This window comes from Tabrizicola sp. (assembly GCF_022842145.1).
Taxonomy (GTDB): domain Bacteria; phylum Pseudomonadota; class Alphaproteobacteria; order Rhodobacterales; family Rhodobacteraceae; genus Tabrizicola.
Genome location: NZ_JALHQD010000001.1, coordinates 379,674 through 398,766 on the forward strand (window position 1 = coordinate 379,674; position 19,093 = coordinate 398,766).

Below are 19,093 nucleotides of genomic sequence, written 5' to 3' on the forward strand. Positions count from 1 at the left end.
TCTTGACCCTCCCAAGATGGGAGACCCCATGTCCTTGTGCATCACGCCTTATCCGAAGGGAATCAGCCATGAATGCGCGAACCAGTTTCAATCCCGAGACCATCTTTCTTCCCATCGAGGGGATGACCTGCGCCTCCTGCGTCGGGCGCGTCGAGCGGGCGCTGAAGGGTATCGCAGGCGTTGCCGAAGCCAGCGTCAATCTCGCCACCGAACGCGCCGAGCTGCGCTTGTCCTCGCCGGTCACGCGGTCGGACCTGATCCGCGCCGTCGAGAACGTGGGCTATGCGGTGACCGCCGCGACGGTAGAGCTGTCCATCGACGGCATGACCTGCGCCTCTTGCGTCGGGCGGGTCGAGCGTGCGTTGCGCGCCGTTCCGGGTGTCTCGGACGCCTCGGTCAACCTCGCGACCGAACGTGCCACCGTGAAAGGCAGCGCCGATGCAGCCACCCTGATCCGGGCGGTTCAGGATGTCGGTTACGCCGCCCGCCCCGTCGAACGCAGCCGCGCCGCAAATGCCGAAGCCGAGGCCGCCAAGGCACAAGAGCTCCGCGTCCTGTCGCGCGATCTGATTATCGCCACGGGCCTGACCTTGCCGGTCTTTGTCCTGGAAATGGGCAGCCATGTCATTCCCGGCATGCACCACCTGATCGCCTCGACCATCGGCATGACGACAAGCTGGCTGATCCAGTTCGCGTTGACCACGCTTGTCCTCGCCTTCCCCGGCCTCCGCTTCTACCGCAAGGGCATCCCCGCGCTTTTGCGCGCTGCGCCGGACATGAACAGCCTCGTCGCCGTCGGCACGCTGGCAGCTTACCTCTATTCGCTGGTCGCCACCTTCGCCCCCGCGCTTTTGCCCGCCGGAACGGTGAACGTCTATTACGAGGCGGCGGCGGTCATCGTCGCGCTGATCCTGCTGGGCCGCGTGCTTGAGGCGCGCGCCAAGGGCCGGACGTCCGAGGCGATCAAGCGACTCGTCGGGCTGCAGGCCAAGACCGCCCGCGTCCGCCGCGGCACCGAGGTGGTGGAGATCGATGCGTCGGTCGTCGCCCCCGGCGACATCGTCGAGGTGCGCCCCGGCGAACGGGTCCCCGTCGATGGCGAGGTCGTCGAGGGCGAAAGCTGGATCGACGAGTCGATGATCACCGGCGAACCCCTTCCGGTTTCCAAGTCCGCCGGCCGCACCGTGACCGGTGGCACCGTCAACCAGACCGGCGCCTTCGCTTTCCGCGCGACCGCGGTGGGCGGTGACACGATGCTGGCCCAGATCATCCGCATGGTGGAAGAGGCTCAGGGGTCCAAACTGCCGATCCAGGGTCTGGTGGACAAGATCACGATGTGGTTCGTCCCGGCCGTCATGGCCCTCGCCGCCCTGACCTTCGGCGTCTGGTTCTTCTTCGGCCCCGACCCGGCGCTGACTTTCGGCCTCGTGAACGCGGTTGCCGTCCTGATCATCGCCTGCCCCTGCGCGATGGGCCTTGCCACCCCGACCTCGATCATGGTCGGCACCGGGCGCGGGGCGGAACTGGGCGTTCTCTTCCGCAAGGGCGACGCGCTGCAGGGCCTGCAGGACGCCAAGGTCGTGGCGCTGGACAAGACCGGCACGCTCACCGAGGGCAGGCCGACGCTGACCGACCTTGACCTTGCCCCCGGCTTCGACCGCGCCGATGTCCTTGCCCGCGTCGCCGCGGTGGAGGCGAAGTCCGAGCATCCGATCGCCCGCGCCATCGTGGAGGCGGCGTTGGCGGAAGGCCTGGACCTGCCCCCGCTTGCCGCCTTCGAAAGCGTCACCGGGTTTGGTGTAACTGCCCAGGTTGGCGGCCAGCGCGTCGAGATTGGGGCCGACCGTTTCATGACCAGGCTCGGCCACGACGTCAGCACGTTTGCCGCAACCGCCGAACGCCTGGCCGATGAAGGCAAGTCACCGCTTTACGCCGCGATTGGCGGGCGTCTGGCGGCCATCATCGCGGTTGCGGACCCGATCAAGGAGACGACGCCCGAGGCGATCCGGGCACTGCATGCGCTTGGGCTCAAGGTCGCGATGATCACCGGCGACAACCGGCGCACGGCCGAGGCGATTGCCCGGCGGCTGAACATCGACGAGGTCGTGGCCGAGGTGCTGCCCGACGGCAAAGTCGCTGCGATCAAGCGGCTGAAGGCGTTGGGGCCGGTGGCTTTCGTCGGCGACGGCATCAACGACGCTCCGGCGCTGGCCGAGGCCGACGTGGGTCTTGCCATCGGCACCGGCACCGACGTGGCCATCGAGGCGGCAGACGTCGTGCTGATGTCGGGTAGCCTGAAGGGTGTGCCGAATGCCATCGCCCTGTCGCGGGCGACGATGCGGAACATCCGGCAGAACCTGTTCTGGGCCTTCGCCTACAACGCAGCCCTGATCCCGGTGGCTGCTGGTGCGCTTTGGCCGGTCTCCGGTGTCCTTCTCTCCCCGGTCTTCGCGGCCGGAGCGATGGCGCTGTCCTCGGTCTTCGTCCTTGGCAACGCGCTGCGGCTCCGCCGTTTCCGTGCGCCGATGGCCGAAGGCGTCCGCACAACCGCCTGACACACCCGCGTCCCCGATCCAAACCGGGGACGCGCACCACAGCCAAGGAGATTTCCCATGTCCGTTACCGTCTATTCCACCCCCACCTGCCCCGATTGCCGCAGCCTCAAGGCTTGGCTCAGCCGGATTGGCGTCCCATTCACCGAGCGCGACCTCACCGACGAGGCCGTCATGGACGAGGCCAAGCGCCGCTTCGGCGTCCGCGTCGCGCCCATCACCCAGATCGGCGACTGGTTCACCTACGGCTCCTTCGAGGACCAGAAACCCAGGATCGAAGCCCGGCTGAAAGTCACCGGGTTTGGGCCGCTCTGAAGCCTTCCGCCTCAACATCGGAGTACTCAAAATGCCTGACGTTACCCTTCTCGACATTGGCCGGACCATCGCCGTCCCGGATGGACAGACCATCCTGTCGGCGGCGCTGGACGCCGGGATCGACTACCCGCACGGCTGCAAGTCCGGTCGCTGCGGGAGATGCAAGTCACGCCTCTTGGGCGGCCAAGTCGATCACCTGGACCACACGCGCTTCGCCCTCACCGCCGAGGAACGCGAGGCCGGACTGATACTCGCCTGCCGCGCGGTGCCAGTCACCGACGCGAAGGTGGCGTGGCTCGGGGAAGCCCGGACACTTGGGCGCAGTCAGGCCGAAGATCTGGCCAGAACCTGACCTGAGACCCACTTGCGAAAGCAAGCAGGCGCCGGGGGTCTCCTGACCTCCGGCGCGCAATGGAAAGTCGAGTGTCAATCAGACGACGGCAAAGGTCGGGCGCGCTCCGCTCTTGCGGACCGGCTTCCGGGGCGGCGCATCCTCTTCGCCAAGGTTTTGCAGGATTGGGCAGTCCGGGCGATGATCGCCGTGGCAATGATGTGCAAGATGTTCCAGCGTGGCGATCATCTCGTCCAGTTCGCGCCGGCGCTGTTCCAGCTCCTGCACATGCGCAGTCGCCAGCGACTTGACGTCGGCGCTGGCACGGCTGCCGTTCTGCCAAAGGTCCAGAAGCGAGGCGATCTGCTTGACCTGGAAGCCAAGGTCGCGGGCCCGGCGCACGAAGCGCAACGTGGAGATGTTCTTGTCGGAATAGACCCGGTACCCCGAATTGGCGCGCAGGGCCGGACGGACAAGGCCGATTTCTTCATAATAGCGCAGCATCTTTACCGAGATGCCGGTCGCTTTCGAGGCGTCACCGATATTCATGATCTGGTTCCCTTCATCTAAGGCGCGGGGGGCTATGCTTCCCTTCTGCACCCTCCCGTCATGGGAGGGTCAAGACCGAATGCAGGGCTTTGGTTCCCGTCCTCATTCATCACAAGAACGGCGGTTTCTGCGCAGCGAAAAGGGCCGGAGGTATCCGGACAAGGTGCGACTCAAGCAAGATGCACTCGTCGATTTCCTCGCCATCCAAGTCCGGCAGCACCATCCGTTCCAGCGTGGCGCTTCTAAGCATTTGCAGGAAATGTCCCAGAAGGGACCCCTGCGCAGGTCTGTCCAATGTCTGTGTCATCTGAGGCCTCCTTAACGGCTGACATGGCAACGAATCGCCTTTTGCAGCCTCCCAAAGTGGGAGGGTCAACCGGGATTGATCGTCCACAGAACAGACCGCCGAAATCGCACCCTGCCACGCTGGGAGGTGCGTTGACCCTGACATCATGGGAGGCCGGAGGAAGCAGGGTATCCGCACGAATCACTGCGGGAACCCTAGAAAAAGGACGTCCTCCCATGTCACTTCCAGACCCCAAGAGGTGGAAAGCGCTGGCGCTGCTGTGCGCCGCGCAGTTCATCGTCATCCTCGACACTTCGATCATCGGCGTGGCCCTGCCCGCGATCCAGGCCGACCTCGGCTTCACCGACGAAGGCCTGAGCTGGATCTTCAACGCCTATGTCATCGCCTTCGGCGGCCTGCTGCTCCTTGGTGGCAAACTGGCCGACGTCTTCGGCGCACGCCGCATCTTCCTGTGGGGCTTCGCGATCCTGACCGCCGCCTCGGCACTTGCCGGACTGGCCGACAACCAGGCGGTCCTGCTGACCGGACGCGCCCTGCAGGGCGTCGGCGCGGCCTTGATCGCCCCGGCGGCACTGACCATCCTGATGCGTCTCTTCGGCGGGCAACCCGCCGAACTGGGCAAGGCCTTCGGCTTCTGGGGCGCTTCGGCAGCCGCCGGCGGCACCGCGGGCGTCTTCCTCGGCGGTGTCATCACCGAATGGATGAGCTGGTCCTGGACCTTCCTGATCAACCTGCCGCTCGGTCTTGCGGTCCTGGCCGCCGTTCCGTCGATCCTGCGCGCCATCCCCGGTACGCAGGGCAAGATCGGCGTGATCGACTCGGCCCTCGTCACCGGGGCAATCGTTGCTGCCGTCTATGCCATCGTGACGGGTGAACATGTCGGCTGGCTGGTGCCCCAGACCCTGGGACTGCTGGGGCTGGCAATCGGAATGCTGGTGCTGTTCCTGATCCTGCAAGGCGCGTCCAGAAGCCCGCTTCTGCCGCTGCGCATCTTCCGTGCGCCCGGCCTTGCCGCAGGCAATCTGGTGATGGCACTTCTTGGTGCGGCCTGGATTCCGCTGTGGTTCTTCCTGAATCTCTACCTGCAGACGATCCTCGACCTCTCGGCCTTCGGCTCTGGCCTCGCGCTCTTGCCGATGACGCTGGTCATCATGCTGATGATGGTGCGCGTGACCGGCCCGCTGATCGGCCGCTTCGGCATCAAGCCCGTGATGGTCACCGGCCTTCTGGCCTTGGCCGTGTCGCTGGCGTTCTTCGCCGGCCTGCCCGCGGACGGGACCTTTGCTGCCAACGTGCTTCCGGCGTCGATCCTGGCGGCCATCGGCATGTCGCTGGCCTATATCCCGGTCACCATGACCGGCATGGGCGGAGCCGCGCCGCAGGACACCGGTCTCGCCTCGGGCCTCATCAACACGACCTACCAGGTCGGCTCGGCCCTTGGCCTTGCGGTGATGGTTTCGCTCGCCGCTTCGATGCAAGGCGAACCCGAGGCGATGCTGGCAGGTTACCAGACGGCCTTCCTCGGTGCCGCCGTGGTCGCCGCGCTGGCCGCTCTGGCCTCTCTGGTCCTCGTGCGCAGCGGCGCGGCAGCCGCCGACGTGCCGGTGGGCTGATGCAGGACCCCCGTGTCCCCAACCGCGGGGCACGGGGGTTCAATCCGAACAGCCGCGACCGGGACGGCGACACACGGGATGCCCGTTGGCTGGCCGAAGCTCCGGTTCAGCGTCTTGTGCATCCCGTGGGTCTGGATCACTCTGCTTCAAAAGCCGGGCCTCCCCGTCCGTTCAAAGGGCCGCAATGTCAGACCTCCTCCGCACCTTCCGCAAGCTTGCCCAGGCCAACCGTCTGGCCAATGCCCGCCTCCACCGGGCCTGCGCAACGCTGGACCTAACCGAGGTGACCGCACCGCGCCCGGCCTTCTTCGGCTCGATCCAGAAGACCCTGAACCATGTCCTGATGGTCGATCGCTTCTACCTTGGGGCGCTCATGGGCCGGCCCCTGGACCGCGCCGCGCTGGACGAGGCCACCTTCTGCCCCGACCTTGCCACCCTTGCGGCCTGGCAGGCCGAGTGCGACCTTGCCCTCCTGGCCCATGTCGAAGACCAGTCGCCCGGGACGCTGGCCCAGGTCATCACCATCGACCGTGGCGCAAGGGTCCAGCACGACCGGCGCGACGACGTGCTGTCCCACCTCTTCCAGCACCAGACCCACCACCGCGGCCAGGTCCACGGGATGCTCTCGGCCACCCCGACCAAGCCACCTCAGCTGGACGAGTTCATCGTGGGCGACGATCACGCCGCCCGCGCCGAAGACATGGCCCTGCTTGGCTGGTCCGAAGCAGGCCTGATGCGCTAGTCCAGAATCGCAGGCCACAAGACCGCGTTGCGCCGGGTGAAGGGCGGGATGTGACCGATGCCTTGTAGTCCGAAGTCCGCAGGCCTCAGCACCTTCTGCTCCTTCACCGCTTCAGGATACAACGCCCGCGCCCGCCACACGGCAGCGGGTGGCACAAGATCGTCGTCCGAAACCGCGATCATCCGCAGCCGCGCCGTCACCCGTGCCGGATCGGGCAGCGGCAAGGTCCGCCCCACATCCGACAGATGCCAGCCCCGGGTCATGCACCAGCGCCGCCAATCCTCGTAAACCCCGCGCGGCAAGTCCGCGCCCAACCCCACCAGCTTGCCCGGCAGATACCCCGCCGTCGCCGCCAGCGCCCGGACCGGCGGCGACCAGAACACCCGCGCCTTCCACTGATAGCGCCACGGGTGGTCAGACACATGCGTCAGCCCGGAACCAATGGTGATCGCCCGGCTGACCCGCCCCATCGCCTCATGCCAGCCCATCCAGAGGCCGCCCACAGAATGCCCCAGCACCCACAAGGGTGTCTCGGGAAACATCCGCACCAGCGTCGCCAGTGCGGCCCCCTGATCCAACCGCCCCCAGTCCGCCAGAGTCGCCTTCGACCCCCGCATCGGCCGCCGCAAGGACGCCCCGAAATCCCGGTAGTCATAGGTCAGCACCGCCAGATCCCGCTCCCGCGCCGCCCATTCCGCAAAGCCCCGGTAGAACCCCGCCGGTGCCCCCGTCGCCCCATGCACCACCAGCGCCGCGCGCGGCGCGCCCTTGGGCCGCACAATCCGTCCACGCAGCACAGCGCCGTCGCTGCGGATATCCAGGTCCTCACCACTTCCCACCGGGATTGTCGCATCCAGCATCGCAAGCCTCGCCATTAGACCGATTGGTCTAGTAGCACGACTGGACCGATCGGTCTAGTGTTTTCCCGCCCGACCCACTATGTTGACCCGATGACCGAAGAACCCTCCACCCGCGACCGCCTCGTTCAGGCCGCCACGCGCCTTTTCCGCCAGCGCGGCTATGACGGCACCGGCCTGACCGAGATCCTGACCGAGGCCGGGGTTCCCAAAGGTTCGCTTTACCACCACTTCCCGGAAGGCAAGGCCGACCTGGCCTGCGCCGCCGCCGACTGGACCGCCTCCGAGATCATCCGCGTGATCGACGACAGCTTCCGCGCCGCGCCCGACTGGCGGCACGGCATCACGACCTTCTGCTACAAGATGGCCAAGCTTTTCGACATCCTGGAAAGCGCCGACGCCTGCCCGATCTTCGGCCTCTTGTTCGAAGGCCCAGACCACGACCGCTTCCGCACCCAGGCCGAGCAATCCTTCGACCGCATCATCGCCGCCGCAGCCCGCCATGGTCAGGCACTTGGTATGACCGCCGAAGCCGCCCACGACGCCGCCGAGACCTTCATCATCGGCTTCCAGGGCAGCTGGACCCTCGCCCGCACCCGCCGCAAGTCGGACGTGTTGCGCAACCTCCCGAACCGGCTTTACGGCGCCAAATCATAGGGTGCGCTACAGCGCACCAGCACCCGCGGCGGCCCACTGAAACTGCTCCGGCGTCTCGACCGCACAGGGCCGCCCGGCCCGCAACCGCTCCAGCGCAGCCGATGGCTCCTCTCCCGCCTCGACCATCAGCCGCAGCGCCGCCGTGCCCGACCGCCCGCAGCCGCCCTTGCAATGCACCCAGACCCGGCCACCCCCCGCCAGGACATCGCGCGCGCGGGCCGAAGCGTCCGGCCAGGCGGCAAGCGTCTCGCCGGTTGGGGCGCCGTAGTCGCTGATCGGCAGATGCAGCCAATCCACCCCCGCCGCCCCAAGGTCGCGCGGCATCCGGTCCGCCCCCTTGGAAGCCAGTTCCTCGGCCGTCGTCATCGTCAGGGCCAGTCCCGGCCCCCAAGCTAGCAGGTCCGCCAGGTCGGCATCGTAGGCCCCGCCGCGCCCGGGCATCGGCCCGATCCCCAGCACGCCGCCGCCCACCTTCAGCTCTGCGATCACCAATGCCACGCGCGCTCCCTTCCCGGTGGACCTTCCGCCCCCCGCGCCCTAATCTCCCCCGTGAGTCACGAGGGTCCCATGTCCGACGAGAAAGCCTATCAGGTCCTTGCCCGCAAGTACCGCCCGCAGACCTTTGCCGACCTCATCGGGCAAGAGGCGATGGTGCGCACCCTGAAGAACGCCTTCGCGGCGGACCGGATCGCCCATGCCTTCGTGATGACCGGCGTTCGCGGGGTCGGCAAGACCACCACGGCGCGGATCATCGCCAAGGGCCTGAACTGCATCGGCCCCGACGGAAAAGGCGGCCCGACCACGGAACCCTGCGGCGCCTGTGAACCCTGCATCGCCATCGCCGAAGGCCGCCACGTCGACGTGATGGAGATGGACGCGGCCTCCCGCACCGGGGTCGGCGACATCCGCGAGATCATCGACTCGGTCCACTACCGGGCCGCCTCCGCGCGCTTCAAGGTCTACATCATCGACGAAGTGCACATGCTGTCGACCGCTGCCTTCAACGCGCTTCTGAAGACGCTCGAGGAACCCCCGGCCCACGTCAAATTCATCTTCGCCACCACCGAAATCCGCAAGGTCCCGGTGACGGTGCTGTCGCGCTGCCAGCGCTTCGACCTGAAGCGGATCGAACCCGAAGTCATGATGGTGCACCTGTCCAAGGTGGCCGATCTCGAAGGCGCTAAACTGGCGCAGGACGCCTTTGCCCTCATCACCCGCGCCGCGGAAGGTTCCGTCCGCGACGCGATGAGCCTGATGGACCAGGCCATTGCCCACGGCGCAGGCGAGACGTCGGGCGAACAGGTCCGCGCCATGCTGGGTCTCGCCGACCGGGGCCGCACGCTGGATCTTTTTGACCTGATCATGAAGGGCGACGCCGCCACCGCGCTCTCGGAACTCAGCGGCCAATACGCCGACGGCGCCGACCCGATGGCCGTCCTGCGCGACCTGGCCGAGATCACGCACTGGATCTCGGTCATCAAGATCAACCCGGCCGCGGCCGATGACCCGACCACGCCGCCCGACGAACAGTCGCGCGGTCAGGACATGGCCGCCCGCCTACCGATGCGGGCGCTGACCCGGATGTGGCAGATGCTGCTCAAAGCCATCGAAGAGGTGGCGTTGGCCCCCAACGCCATGATGGCCGCCGAGATGGCCGTGATCCGCCTGACCCATGTCGCCGACCTGCCCGACCCCGAAACGCTGGTAAGAAAGCTCTCCGACCAGCCCCGCCCGCCCACCGGCGGCGGAGGTGGCGGCCTACAGGGCGGAGCCCCTGCTGGCGGCTCCACCGTCCACTCCCCCCGCATGGCCCCCGTCCACTCCGCCCCGACCCGGGGCCCGACGATGACCGCCACCGCCCCGGCCTTCGCCGAAGAGCAGCTTCAGGTTTACGCCACTTTCGACCAGGTGGTCGAACTGATCCGCCAGAAGCGCGACATGCTTCTCCTGAACGAGGTCGAGACCGGCCTCCGCCTCGCCCGCTACGCCCCCGGCCGGATCGAATTCGAACCCGCCCCCGGTGCGAAACCCGACCTCGCCTCGCGCCTTGGCCAGCGCCTGCAAGGCTGGACCGGCGCGCGCTGGGGCGTCTCGGTCGTCTCCTCCGGCGGTGCCTCCACCATCGCCGAATCCCGCAACGCCGAGCTTCAGCAAGTCCGCGCCGAAGCCGCCCAGAACCCTCTCGTCCAGGCCATCCTCACTGCCTTCCCCGGCGCGAAGATCACCGAGGTTCGCTCGCCCGAGGCGATCACCGCCCAGGCCGCCGAAGCCGCCCTGCCCCAGGCCGACCCCGAGCTTGACGAAGACTGGGACCCGTTCGAGGAATGACGCACGCCCCCGGAAATCCTCTGATTTCCAGACCGCTTTCCGAAGGGAAATCGGTGCTCCGGCAATGACCCCCCGCCGTGCCACCCACGACGACGCCGCAACACTGGCCCGCCTGAATACCCACGTCCAATCCTGGCACGCCGCCCACTACCCCGAGGCGTTCTTCCCCGACCCCGACCCCCAGGCCCTGACCGCGTACTTCGCCGAACGCCTGTCAGACCCCGCCTGCACCGCCTTCCTGACCGGCGACCCCGCCACGGCTTACGCCCTCTGCCAGCTTCACACCCGCGAGCCGTCGATCTTCTCCCCCGGCTACCGCCGCCTGATGATCGACCACATCGCCGTCGCCCCCGACGCCCGCCGCCAGGGCCAGGGCCGCGCGCTCCTGCAGGCCGCCCGGCACCTCGCCCGCGACCTGCAGGCCGACGAAATCATGCTGGACACCTGGGACGCCAACACCGACGCCCAAGCCTTCTTCCGCGCCAACGGCTTTACCCCGCGCCGAATGCTCTTTCACGCGACGCCCTGACCTTGCACCCCGCCCCCGCAGCCCGTATCTCATAGGAAACAGACGGAGAACGACATGCTGAAAGGTCTGGGCGGGCTTGGCGACATGGCCAAGATGATGAAAGCCGCGACGGAAATGCAGGGCAAGCTGGCCGAGATGCAGGAAGACCTCGCCCGCATCGTCGTGGTGGGCGAAGCCGGGGCCGGCCTCGTGAAAGCCCGCGCCACGGCAAAGGGCGAGGTGACGGGCCTCGACATCGACCCCTCGATTCTGGTCGCGTCCGAGAAAGAGGTCGTCGAGGACCTGATCCTTGCCGCCATCCATGATGCGCAACTGAAAGCCAAGGCGCGCAGCGAACAGGAGATGTCCCGCCTGGCCGAGGCGATGGGCGTCCCACCCGGAATGAAGCTGCCGTTCTGATGAGCAGGGACGAGACCGGCATCGAGGCGCTGATCGAACTGATGGCCCGCCTTCCCGGCCTTGGGCCAAGGTCCGCCCGCCGCGCCGTCCTGGTCCTGCTGAAGAAGCGCGCGCAACTCATGGCCCCCCTCGCCCAATCCCTGGCCGAGGTGGCCCTCGCCGCCAAGGAATGCCGGACCTGCGGCAACATCTCCACCACCGAGGTCTGCGGCATCTGCGCCAACCCCGCCCGCGCCACGGGTGAAATCTGCGTGGTGGAAGACGTGGCCGACCTCTGGGCAATGGAACGCGGCCAGGTGTTCAAGGGCCGCTACCATGTCCTTGGCGGCACCCTCTCCGCCCTCGACGCCATCGGCCCGGATGAACTTGGCATCCCCCGCCTCGTCGCGCGCGTGGCCGATGAGGGCGCCAGCGAAGTGATCCTCGCGCTCAACGCCACCGTCGACGGCCAGACCACCGCGCATTACATCGCCGACGCCCTCTCCGGCACCGATGCGCAGATCACCACCCTTGCGCAAGGGGTGCCCATCGGCGGCGAGTTGGACTACCTCGACGACGGCACCATCGGCGCGGCACTGCGGGCAAGGCGCAAGCTCTGACCCCCGCTCGTCGATGACTTCGTCACTCCTCGCTGCGCGGTAAGCGTCCCGACGAGAAGACGAAGTCGCGCGAGGAGGCGTCCGCTATAGCCCCAACAACCCCGGCAACTCCTCCATCCGGTGAAAGAGCGGCACCCCAAGCGCCGCCACCGACCGTGCCGTCGCCGTTCCCGGCCCGTGCGCCGCATAGCCAAAGCAGCGCATTCCCGCCGCCAGCGCCGCCCGCGCTCCCATCGCGCTGTCCTCGATCACCACGCAAGCCTCGGGCCGCACCCCGCAGGCCGCCGCCGCCGCCAGATACACATCCGGCGCAGGCTTCGGCGCGCCCAGCGCCTGTCCCGACAGCACCGCCCGGAACCGTCCTTCAAGTCCGTGCTGTCCCAGCGTGATCTTCATCTTCGCCAGCGATCCGTTCGACCCCATCGCGAAGGGAACCCCCGCCGCGTCCAGCCGGTCTAGCACCGCCACGACACCAGGCACCAGAGGCACCCCCGCGATCAGCAGCTCATTCATCCGCCCATAGAAATGCGCCACCCAGCCTTCCGGCAACCGTGCCCCAGCCTCGGTCGCCTGCCGGGCCACCATCTCGACCGTCTGGCCCAGATAATCTGCCTCGAAGGCCTCCAGCGTCAGCGGCAACCCATGCGCTGCCAACTCCTCGACGAACAGCGCCAGCGTTGGCCCCTCGCTGTCCACGACCACCCCGTCACAGTCGAACAGCACGGCCTCGGGGCGCGTCATTCCGCCACCCGCAGCAACGTCACCACTGTATCCCCGTACTTCCGCTGATCGACCTGTTCGAACCCCTCCGGCACCACCGGCGGCGACCCTTCCTCCCACACAACCATCGCCCCCGGCGCAAGCCAGCCCTCGGCCAGCACCGCCGCCAAAACCGCTTCCCCCAGCCCCTTTCCATAGGGGGGGTCCAGGAACACCAGCCCATACCCCGACCCGGCGTTCGGCCCCAGCCGCCGGGCATCCTGCCGGATCACCCGGGTCTCCGCCTCCGCCCGCATCTTGGCGATGTTCGCGCGGATCAGCGCCAGCGCCTTTGCGCCATCGTCCACGAAGGTCGCCTGCAAGGCCCCCCGGCTTAGCGCCTCAAGCCCAAGCGCGCCGGTCCCTGCAAAGAGGTCCAGCACTCGCGCGCCCGTGACCGGGTTGCCGTGGGCGTTGATCAGAAGGTTGAAGATCGCCTCCCGCACCCGGTCCGAGGTCGGGCGCAGATGCGCTGCCGCGTCGCCCTCGCCCACCTCGGCAAGCTTCAGGCCACGTCGGTTGCCGCCAATGATCCGCATCTGGTCTCCGGAAACTCCCCTGTAATCCGGGGAAAGGGTCAGGCCTTGAGCAAAGCCTTCAGGTCAGGGGTCGAGACGATGACCTCGGGTGCAGGAGACTTGCCCATCTCGATCAGCCGCTTGCCCACCATGTAGGCCCGGCTGTCGTTCATCGCATCCACCGCCAGAAGGTCCGCACCGCGATAGTACCAGAAGCTTGCCACGTCGCCGTCGCCCTTGCGGGTGACGATGTGGTCATAGCCGGTGTTCAGCCCCGCGATCTGCAGCTTCAGGTCATACTGGTCCGACCAGAACCACGGCTTCGCCTCATAGGGCGCACCGGCCCCTAGAATATTCGCCGCCACCGCCTCGGCCTGATCGATGGCATTGCCCACCGATTCCAGCCGGATGCGGCCGCCCTTCCACGGGAAGGAGGCGCAATCTCCTGCCGACCAGACCGACATGTCCGAAGTCCGACCCAGCTCGTCCGTGGCAATGCCGTTGTCGATGGCCAACCCGGCATTCTCGGCCAGATGGGTGTTCGGCGTGATCCCGACGCCCACGATCACGAAATCCGCCGGCAGCTGACGCCCGTCGGTCAAGAGCGCGCCTTCGACCCGATCGTCGCCGATCAGCCGGTTCAACCCGGTGGACTCCAGCACCTTCACTCCATGCGACTGGTGCAGCGCACGGACATAATCCGACGTCTCGGGCGAGGCGACGCGTTGCAGGATGCGCGGCGCCATTTCCAGCACGGTCACGTCCAACCCCAGCTTCGATGCCACCGCCGCGGCCTCCAGCCCGATATAGCCGCCGCCGACGATGATGACCTTGCGGCTTGGCCGGAACTCGCCCCGCATCGCATCGACATCGGCCAGCGTCCGGACGGTATAAACCCCCTCAAGCGACCCGCCGATCGCCGCCGGAAGCCGCCGGGGAGTCGACCCCGTGGTCAGCGCCAGATGGTCATACTCCAGCACCTCGCCGCCCACGGTCACCGTCTTCGCCACAGGGTCCAGGTCGGTGACCGCCTGCCCCAGCCGCAACTCCACCCCGTTCTCGGCCCAGAACTCGGGCGACCGCAGCCAAAGCCGGTCTTCCTCCATCTCGCCCAGCAGGTAAGCCTTCGACAAAGGCGGGCGCTGGTAGGGCGGCGCGGGCTCGTCGCCCAGCATGACGATCTCGCCCTGGTGGCCCAAGGACCGCAGCTTCGCAGCCAAAGCTGCACCCGCCTGTCCGGCCCCGACGATCACCACCCGCATCGCGCATCCCCCTCTGGCATGTTCCGCGCCGGACCCTATAACCCAAGGCGCAACAGGTGCAACGCGCCGCGACCATGAGGAACTGAAAATGACGATTGCCGAAGGTATGAGCCTCCCCGACGCCACGCTTCTGCACATGGGCGACGCCGGGGCCGAGGCGGTGAAGCTTTCCGACAAGCTCAAGGGCCGCAAGGTCGTGATCTTCGGCCTGCCCGGCGCCTACACCGGCACCTGTTCCACGGCCCACGTCCCCAGCTTCATCCGCACCGCGACGAAATTCGCCGACAAGGGCATCGACGAGATCATCTGTGTCTCCGTCAACGACCCCTTCGTCATGAAAGCCTGGGGCGAGGCGACCGGGGCCACGTCTGCCGGGATCACCATGCTGGGCGACGCCGACGCCAGCTTCTCCAAGGCCATCGGCCAGACCTTCGACGTCCCGCATCTGGGCTTCTTCGCCCGCTCCAAGCGCTATTCTCTGCTGGCCGAGGATGGCGTCGTCACCAAATTCTTCCCGGAAGTCGGCGCCGGATGCGAGATCTCGGCGGGCGAATACCTGCTGGCGCAACTCTGAGCCACTGCTCGTCGTCGACTTCGTCGCTCCTCGCGGGTCCGCCCCCGAGGAGAAGACGAAGTCGAACGACAAGGTTTACCCTTCCCGCACGTGCCGCTGGAAGGCCCGCTTCAACAGGTCCAGTTCTGCGCGCACCAGATCAAGTTCCGCCCGGATGTCCCCCTCCAGCGGCTCACCGGCCACCAGAGTCACCGTCGCCACCGTGGCACCGCCCGACTGCACCAGGATCGTCTGCACACCCTCGTTCAGCGCCCAGGCCGGGATCGGCACCCGCACCGCAAAGCGCCCCACCGCGCCCGGCACCGGCACGACCGTTACCCCCTCGACCGCCCGACCGCCCTGCATCGCCGCGATGACCGGGGCCTCGGCCGCCGAGACTTCAGCCTCCCAGACCCCGCCCGAAATCCTGCCCGGTTCCAGCTTCATCCCACACCCCTTACAACTCGGCCCTGGGCCGGCGGCTGACCACCAGATCGCGGATCACGATCCGGGACATCGCCGCCCCGTTCAGGATAAGGTCGACCCAGGCCCGCTCGATCCGCTTGTCGTTCAGGTCGGAATAGGCCAGGTCGAACTCCGCCACCTTGTCGCGACCCTGCTCAGGCAAGGCACTCACCGGCTGAGCAAGGTTCGGGCCATGCTTGATGTTCAGCCGGGCATAGGCCTTTACCGGGCCGTCGCTGTCGACCACCATCTCGGCCCGGACCAGATGCCGTGACTTCAGACCCTCGACCGCCGCGGCGGGCAGGTTCAGCGCCAGCGACAGGAAGCTGCCCTTGAAACCGAAGACATCCACGGCAAGCCCGTAAGGCGCGCGGTCCTCGGGCTTGTCGTTCCGGACCTGCCGCACCACGATCTCGCCCAGCGGGCAATCGTGGTAAAGCGCCACGCCATCGCCCAGCGGCGTGCGGTCCGCGGTACAGACCGCTCCGGGATCGGCCAGGGCGCCACACCACAGACCGGGCCGCTGGCACCAGTCGGTCCCCAGCGGCATCTGTGGCAGTCCGGTGTGAAGTCCCGGCACGGCAAGCCGAGCATCGGCCGCCTGCAGCATCCGGTCCAGCTGCCGCCGCATGCCGCGCGCTTCGGCGCGCAGCGACCGCAGCTCGTAGCCTGCCAGATCCGGCGCCGCCTCGGCCAGCCGCGTCCACCGCTCTTCGGTCCGGCGCTGGTGCCAGCCCTCCAGAAACTGCGTGATGCGACCGGCCATCGGCCCTTACTGGTCCATGTAGACGTGGCTTTCGCCCTTCGCCCCCGGATGAGTCACGGCACCCCACCGCGCGCCACCGACAAGTCTGGTGAACTTGTAGATCGCGCCGCTGGTATAGGCCGTCTTGCGCGGGCCTTTCCATTCGGTCTTGCGCTGCGCCATCTCGGCATCCGACACCGCAACCGAAATCTCGCCCGTGACCGCGTTGAGGGTGATGATATCGCCGTTCTTCAACAGCGCAATCGGGCCACCATGCGCTGCTTCCGGGCCGACATGGCCGACGCAGAAGCCCCGCGTCGCACCGCTGAAGCGGCCATCGGTGATCAGTGCCACCTTCTTGCCCATGCCCTGACCGGACAGGGCTGCCGTCGTCGACAGCATCTCGCGCATTCCCGGCCCGCCCGCGGGACCTTCGTTGCGGATGACGATGACTTCGCCTTCTTCGTACCCACGCTGCTTGACCGCTTCGAAGGCCTCTTCCTCGCACTCGAAGACGCGTGCCGGGCCGGTAAAGACCTGCTCGGCCTCGGTCATCCCCGCGACCTTGACGATGGCACCATCGGGCGCAAGATTGCCCTTCAGCGCCACGACGCCGCCCGTCTTGGTGATGGGCGAGCCGATGTGATAGATCACCCGGCCATCCGCCTCGCCACGGATTTCATCCAGGCTTTCGCCCAGGGTCTTGCCCGAAGCCGTCATGCAATCCAGGTGAAGGAGGCCCTCCTTGGCCAGCTCCTTCATCACCACGGCCACGCCGCCAACCTCGTGCAGGTCCTTGGCGACGTATTTGCCGCCCGGCCGCAGGTCGACGAAATAGGGCGTGTCCTTCATGTAGGACGCCACGTCGAAAAGGTCGAAATCGATCCCCGCCTCGTGCGCCATCGCCGGCAGGTGCAGCGCCGCATTGGTGGAACCGCCCGTGCAGCCCACCACCCGCGCCGCGTTCTCCAAGGCTTTCCGTGTCACGATATCACGGGCGCGGATGTTCTTCTCGATCAGGTTCATGACCGCCACGCCCGACGCCTCGCCATACTGGTCGCGGCTCTCATAGGGCGCGGGGGCCGAGGACGAGTTCAGCAAAGCCAGGCCGATGGCCTCCGAGACGCAGGCCATCGTGTTCGCAGTATACTGCGCGCCACAGGCACCGCTGGACGGGCAGGCCACCCGCTCCATGATCTCCAGTTCCGCATCCGACAGGTTCCCGGCCTGGTGCTTGCCCACGGCCTCGAACATGTCCTGCACGGTGATGTCCTGGCCCTTGTAGCGGCCAGGCAGGATCGATCCGCCGTAGATGAAGACCGACGGCACGTTCAGCCGGATCATCGCCATCATCATCCCCGGCAGCGATTTGTCGCAGCCCGCAAGCCCCACGATCGCGTCGTAGCAGTGCCCGCGCATCGTCAGTTCCACGGTGTCGGCGATGGCATCGCGTGACGCGAGCGAGGACCGCATCCCCTCGTGTCCCATCGCTATCCCGTCGGTCACGGTGATCGTCGTGAACTCACGCGGGGTGCCGCCACCCTTCTTGACGCCATGCTTCACGATCTGCGCCTGACGGTTCAGCGCGATGTTGCAGGGGGCCGCTTCGTTCCAGCAGGTCGCCACGCCCACCCAGGGCTGGTGAATCTCTTCTTCCGTGATCCCCATCGCATAGAAATAGCTGCGGTGCGGGGCGCGCGCCGGACCTTCGGTCACGTGGCGGCTGGGAAGCTTCGACTTGTCGAAACGGGTGTTGGTGGACATGACGTCTCCTTGCGGGAAATGGCTTGGCGCAAGGGATAAAGGCCCACCCGATCCGGAGCAAGCCGAATTGGCGGCGTCAGGTCCCGTTGATCGCGACGGTCGCGCTTTGCATCAGGCCATCCAGCTGCAACCGCATACTGTCGACGAAGCCGACATAACCTTTCAGCACACCGGCAAGCGACGGAACCGCGTCGGCAATGGCATCCGCGCTGCCATAGACGGCGGCACCCAGGATCGCCAAAGTCATGACCATGAGGAACCCGCTGCGGAAGCTGCTGCGGCCCTCCTCCATCGTCTCCATGTTCTGCGCACCGTCGTCCGATACGACCTCCGAAGGTCGCAGGGTCGAATTGATTTCCTCGACATCCGGCAACCGCGCACGGCGGGCCACCAGGGCCGGATCCTCGGCCACCACTTCGGGGGCCTTGCTTGCCACCGGCATGACCTGCTCGATGCCAAGTTCGGTCTGGGTTTCGATCGCGCGGGCCGCCTCGGCATGGCGGGCCCGGGCTTCCCGGTCCGCCTCCTCGCGCAGGATCGCCAGAACCGAGTCGTCGACCGCATAGGCCGCAGCCGCAGCCCCAACCGGCACCTCTTGCGCGGCCTCGACCTCCTCGGCCACCGTGTCCTCGACAGCCTCCGCCGGCGCGGCGACCGGCGAAACCTCCGCCACGTCCTCCGACACCGGATCAGGGGTAGGCGCAAAGTCCACCACCGGCTCCACCGCGATCTCCGGCTCGGGATCAGCAACCGAAACCGGCGCGCTCACCGTGTCGGGAACCGTCTCCGGCTCGCCCCCGGCCACCGGATCGGGCGCCTCAAGCTCAGGCTCTGCAGCCTCCGGCACCGGATCTGGCCCGACCGCAGTCTCTACCGCAGCCTCGACCTCCTCCACCGCGACCGGCTCCGCCACAGCGGGAGCCGCCGCTACCGCTGGAACCACCGCAGGTGCCGCCTCGACCGCTGCCGCGCGGGCTCGCATCTGGTACCAGGAATGCCCGCAGTTCGCGCATTGCACATCGCGCCCCGTTTCCGGGATCGCATCTTCCGGGACCTCGTACTTGGCCTCACAGTTCGGACAAACCAACCGCATCATCGTCCCTCAAGCCTGTTTTTCCCGGCTGCCGTAAACGTTGTAATCGCTAATTCCTGTCATTCCAAGGGTTTGTCGCTTGCCCTTGTGCAATCGTTTCCCCCTGTGCGATGGAAAGCGCACAGGCAGCGGCACGGATGCCGCTTTTTGCGGACG

General features: G+C 67.2%; 21 protein-coding genes. 11 read left to right on the top strand and 10 right to left on the bottom strand.

Annotated features, from left to right (window positions below; all coding sequences use genetic code 11):
• Positions 1 to 68: 68 nt before the first annotated feature.
• Genes Q0C42_RS01925 through Q0C42_RS01935 form a run of 3 tightly spaced genes read left to right on the top strand, consistent with a single transcriptional unit; the run spans position 69 to position 3,219 of the window.
• Complete coding sequence (locus Q0C42_RS01925) at positions 69 to 2,555, top strand: heavy metal translocating P-type ATPase (RefSeq protein ID WP_295071172.1); 2,487 nt, start codon at positions 69 to 71, stop codon at positions 2,553 to 2,555.
• A gap of 57 nt (positions 2,556 to 2,612) precedes the next feature.
• Positions 2,613 to 2,867, top strand: a complete 255-nt coding sequence (locus Q0C42_RS01930) for a glutaredoxin (protein ID WP_295071174.1) — start codon at positions 2,613 to 2,615, stop codon at positions 2,865 to 2,867.
• A gap of 31 nt (positions 2,868 to 2,898) precedes the next feature.
• Entirely contained in the window at positions 2,899 to 3,219 is a 321-nt protein-coding gene (locus Q0C42_RS01935; protein ID WP_295071176.1) for a 2Fe-2S iron-sulfur cluster-binding protein, read from the top strand.
• Between the two features lie 78 nt (positions 3,220 to 3,297).
• Here the strand turns inward: Q0C42_RS01935 and cueR are convergent, their stop codons facing one another.
• Positions 3,298 to 3,747 (bottom strand): Cu(I)-responsive transcriptional regulator, encoded by a 450-nt coding sequence (cueR, locus tag Q0C42_RS01940; protein ID WP_295071178.1) that lies wholly within the window; start codon positions 3,745 to 3,747, stop codon positions 3,298 to 3,300.
• A 522-nt stretch (positions 3,748 to 4,269) separates the two neighbouring features.
• Here cueR and Q0C42_RS01945 point away from each other — a divergent pair.
• Together Q0C42_RS01945 and Q0C42_RS01950 are read left to right on the top strand one after the other, a co-directional pair.
• Positions 4,270 to 5,667 (top strand): MFS transporter, encoded by a 1,398-nt coding sequence (locus Q0C42_RS01945; RefSeq protein WP_295071180.1) that lies wholly within the window; start codon positions 4,270 to 4,272, stop codon positions 5,665 to 5,667.
• A gap of 184 nt (positions 5,668 to 5,851) precedes the next feature.
• Positions 5,852 to 6,409 (top strand): DinB family protein, encoded by a 558-nt coding sequence (locus tag Q0C42_RS01950; RefSeq protein ID WP_295071182.1) that lies wholly within the window; start codon positions 5,852 to 5,854, stop codon positions 6,407 to 6,409.
• Here Q0C42_RS01950 and Q0C42_RS01955 read toward each other — a convergent pair.
• Positions 6,406 to 7,269, bottom strand: a complete 864-nt coding sequence (locus Q0C42_RS01955) for an alpha/beta hydrolase (protein ID WP_295071183.1) — start codon at positions 7,267 to 7,269, stop codon at positions 6,406 to 6,408. The genes Q0C42_RS01950 and Q0C42_RS01955 overlap by 4 nt on opposite strands.
• A 90-nt stretch (positions 7,270 to 7,359) precedes the next feature.
• On the opposite strand from Q0C42_RS01955, the gene Q0C42_RS01960 reads away from it, so the two are divergent.
• Positions 7,360 to 7,923 carry a TetR/AcrR family transcriptional regulator gene (locus Q0C42_RS01960; protein WP_295071185.1) on the top strand — a complete coding sequence of 188 codons (564 nt, stop codon included), beginning with the start codon at positions 7,360 to 7,362 and terminating at the stop codon, positions 7,921 to 7,923.
• Positions 7,924 to 7,929: 6 nt separating this feature from the next.
• On the opposite strand, the gene Q0C42_RS01965 is transcribed toward Q0C42_RS01960, so the two are convergent.
• Positions 7,930 to 8,421 (bottom strand): protein-tyrosine phosphatase family protein, encoded by a 492-nt coding sequence (locus Q0C42_RS01965; RefSeq protein WP_295071187.1) that lies wholly within the window; start codon positions 8,419 to 8,421, stop codon positions 7,930 to 7,932.
• 69 nt (positions 8,422 to 8,490) lie between these two features.
• Here Q0C42_RS01965 and Q0C42_RS01970 point away from each other — a divergent pair, with 69 nt between their 5' ends.
• From Q0C42_RS01970 to recR, 4 genes are all read left to right on the top strand, one after another.
• Positions 8,491 to 10,251 carry a DNA polymerase III subunit gamma/tau gene (locus Q0C42_RS01970; protein WP_295071189.1) on the top strand — a complete coding sequence of 587 codons (1,761 nt, stop codon included), beginning with the start codon at positions 8,491 to 8,493 and terminating at the stop codon, positions 10,249 to 10,251.
• Positions 10,252 to 10,315: 64 nt separating this feature from the next.
• Positions 10,316 to 10,780, top strand: a complete 465-nt coding sequence (locus tag Q0C42_RS01975) for an N-acetyltransferase (RefSeq protein ID WP_295071191.1) — start codon at positions 10,316 to 10,318, stop codon at positions 10,778 to 10,780.
• A 54-nt stretch (positions 10,781 to 10,834) separates the two neighbouring features.
• A complete protein-coding gene (locus tag Q0C42_RS01980) occupies positions 10,835 to 11,179 on the top strand; it encodes a YbaB/EbfC family nucleoid-associated protein (RefSeq protein ID WP_295071194.1) in 345 nt (114 codons plus the stop codon).
• Positions 11,179 to 11,778 (top strand): recombination mediator RecR, encoded by a 600-nt coding sequence (recR, locus tag Q0C42_RS01985; protein ID WP_295071197.1) that lies wholly within the window; start codon positions 11,179 to 11,181, stop codon positions 11,776 to 11,778. The genes Q0C42_RS01980 and recR overlap by 1 nt, the downstream gene beginning before the upstream one ends.
• Positions 11,779 to 11,862: 84 nt before the next feature.
• Here recR and Q0C42_RS01990 read toward each other — a convergent pair whose 3' ends face one another.
• The 3 genes from Q0C42_RS01990 to Q0C42_RS02000 are packed head-to-tail and all read right to left on the bottom strand — an operon-like array spanning position 11,863 to position 14,317.
• Positions 11,863 to 12,519 carry an HAD family phosphatase gene (locus Q0C42_RS01990; RefSeq protein ID WP_295071199.1) on the bottom strand — a complete coding sequence of 219 codons (657 nt, stop codon included), beginning with the start codon at positions 12,517 to 12,519 and terminating at the stop codon, positions 11,863 to 11,865.
• The gene (gene rsmD, locus Q0C42_RS01995) at positions 12,516 to 13,076 is read right to left on the bottom strand and encodes a 16S rRNA (guanine(966)-N(2))-methyltransferase RsmD (protein WP_295071202.1); all 561 of its coding nucleotides are present in this window, start codon (positions 13,074 to 13,076) and stop codon (positions 12,516 to 12,518) included. Before rsmD ends, Q0C42_RS01990 begins: the two co-directional genes overlap by 4 nt.
• Positions 13,077 to 13,114: 38 nt before the next feature.
• Positions 13,115 to 14,317 carry an FAD-dependent oxidoreductase gene (locus Q0C42_RS02000; protein WP_295071205.1) on the bottom strand — a complete coding sequence of 401 codons (1,203 nt, stop codon included), beginning with the start codon at positions 14,315 to 14,317 and terminating at the stop codon, positions 13,115 to 13,117.
• 88 nt (positions 14,318 to 14,405) lie between these two features.
• Here Q0C42_RS02000 and Q0C42_RS02005 point away from each other — a divergent pair, with 88 nt between their 5' ends.
• A complete protein-coding gene (locus Q0C42_RS02005) occupies positions 14,406 to 14,891 on the top strand; it encodes a peroxiredoxin (RefSeq protein ID WP_295071208.1) in 486 nt (161 codons plus the stop codon).
• Positions 14,892 to 14,966: 75 nt separating this feature from the next.
• Here Q0C42_RS02005 and Q0C42_RS02010 read toward each other — a convergent pair whose 3' ends face one another.
• The 4 genes from Q0C42_RS02010 to Q0C42_RS02025 all read right to left on the bottom strand — a co-directional run bounded on the left by Q0C42_RS02010 (position 14,967) and on the right by Q0C42_RS02025 (position 18,940).
• The gene (locus tag Q0C42_RS02010) at positions 14,967 to 15,317 is read right to left on the bottom strand and encodes a hypothetical protein (protein WP_295071211.1); all 351 of its coding nucleotides are present in this window, start codon (positions 15,315 to 15,317) and stop codon (positions 14,967 to 14,969) included.
• 10 nt (positions 15,318 to 15,327) lie between these two features.
• Positions 15,328 to 16,101 carry a DUF6478 family protein gene (locus tag Q0C42_RS02015; protein ID WP_295071214.1) on the bottom strand — a complete coding sequence of 258 codons (774 nt, stop codon included), beginning with the start codon at positions 16,099 to 16,101 and terminating at the stop codon, positions 15,328 to 15,330.
• A 6-nt stretch (positions 16,102 to 16,107) separates the two neighbouring features.
• Positions 16,108 to 17,844, bottom strand: a complete 1,737-nt coding sequence (gene ilvD, locus Q0C42_RS02020) for a dihydroxy-acid dehydratase (RefSeq protein ID WP_295071217.1) — start codon at positions 17,842 to 17,844, stop codon at positions 16,108 to 16,110.
• A 76-nt stretch (positions 17,845 to 17,920) separates the two neighbouring features.
• Positions 17,921 to 18,940: a zinc-ribbon domain-containing protein gene (locus Q0C42_RS02025; protein WP_295071219.1), complete on the bottom strand. Its 1,020-nt coding sequence runs from the start codon at positions 18,938 to 18,940 to the stop codon at positions 17,921 to 17,923.
• Positions 18,941 to 19,093 lie beyond the last annotated feature (153 nt).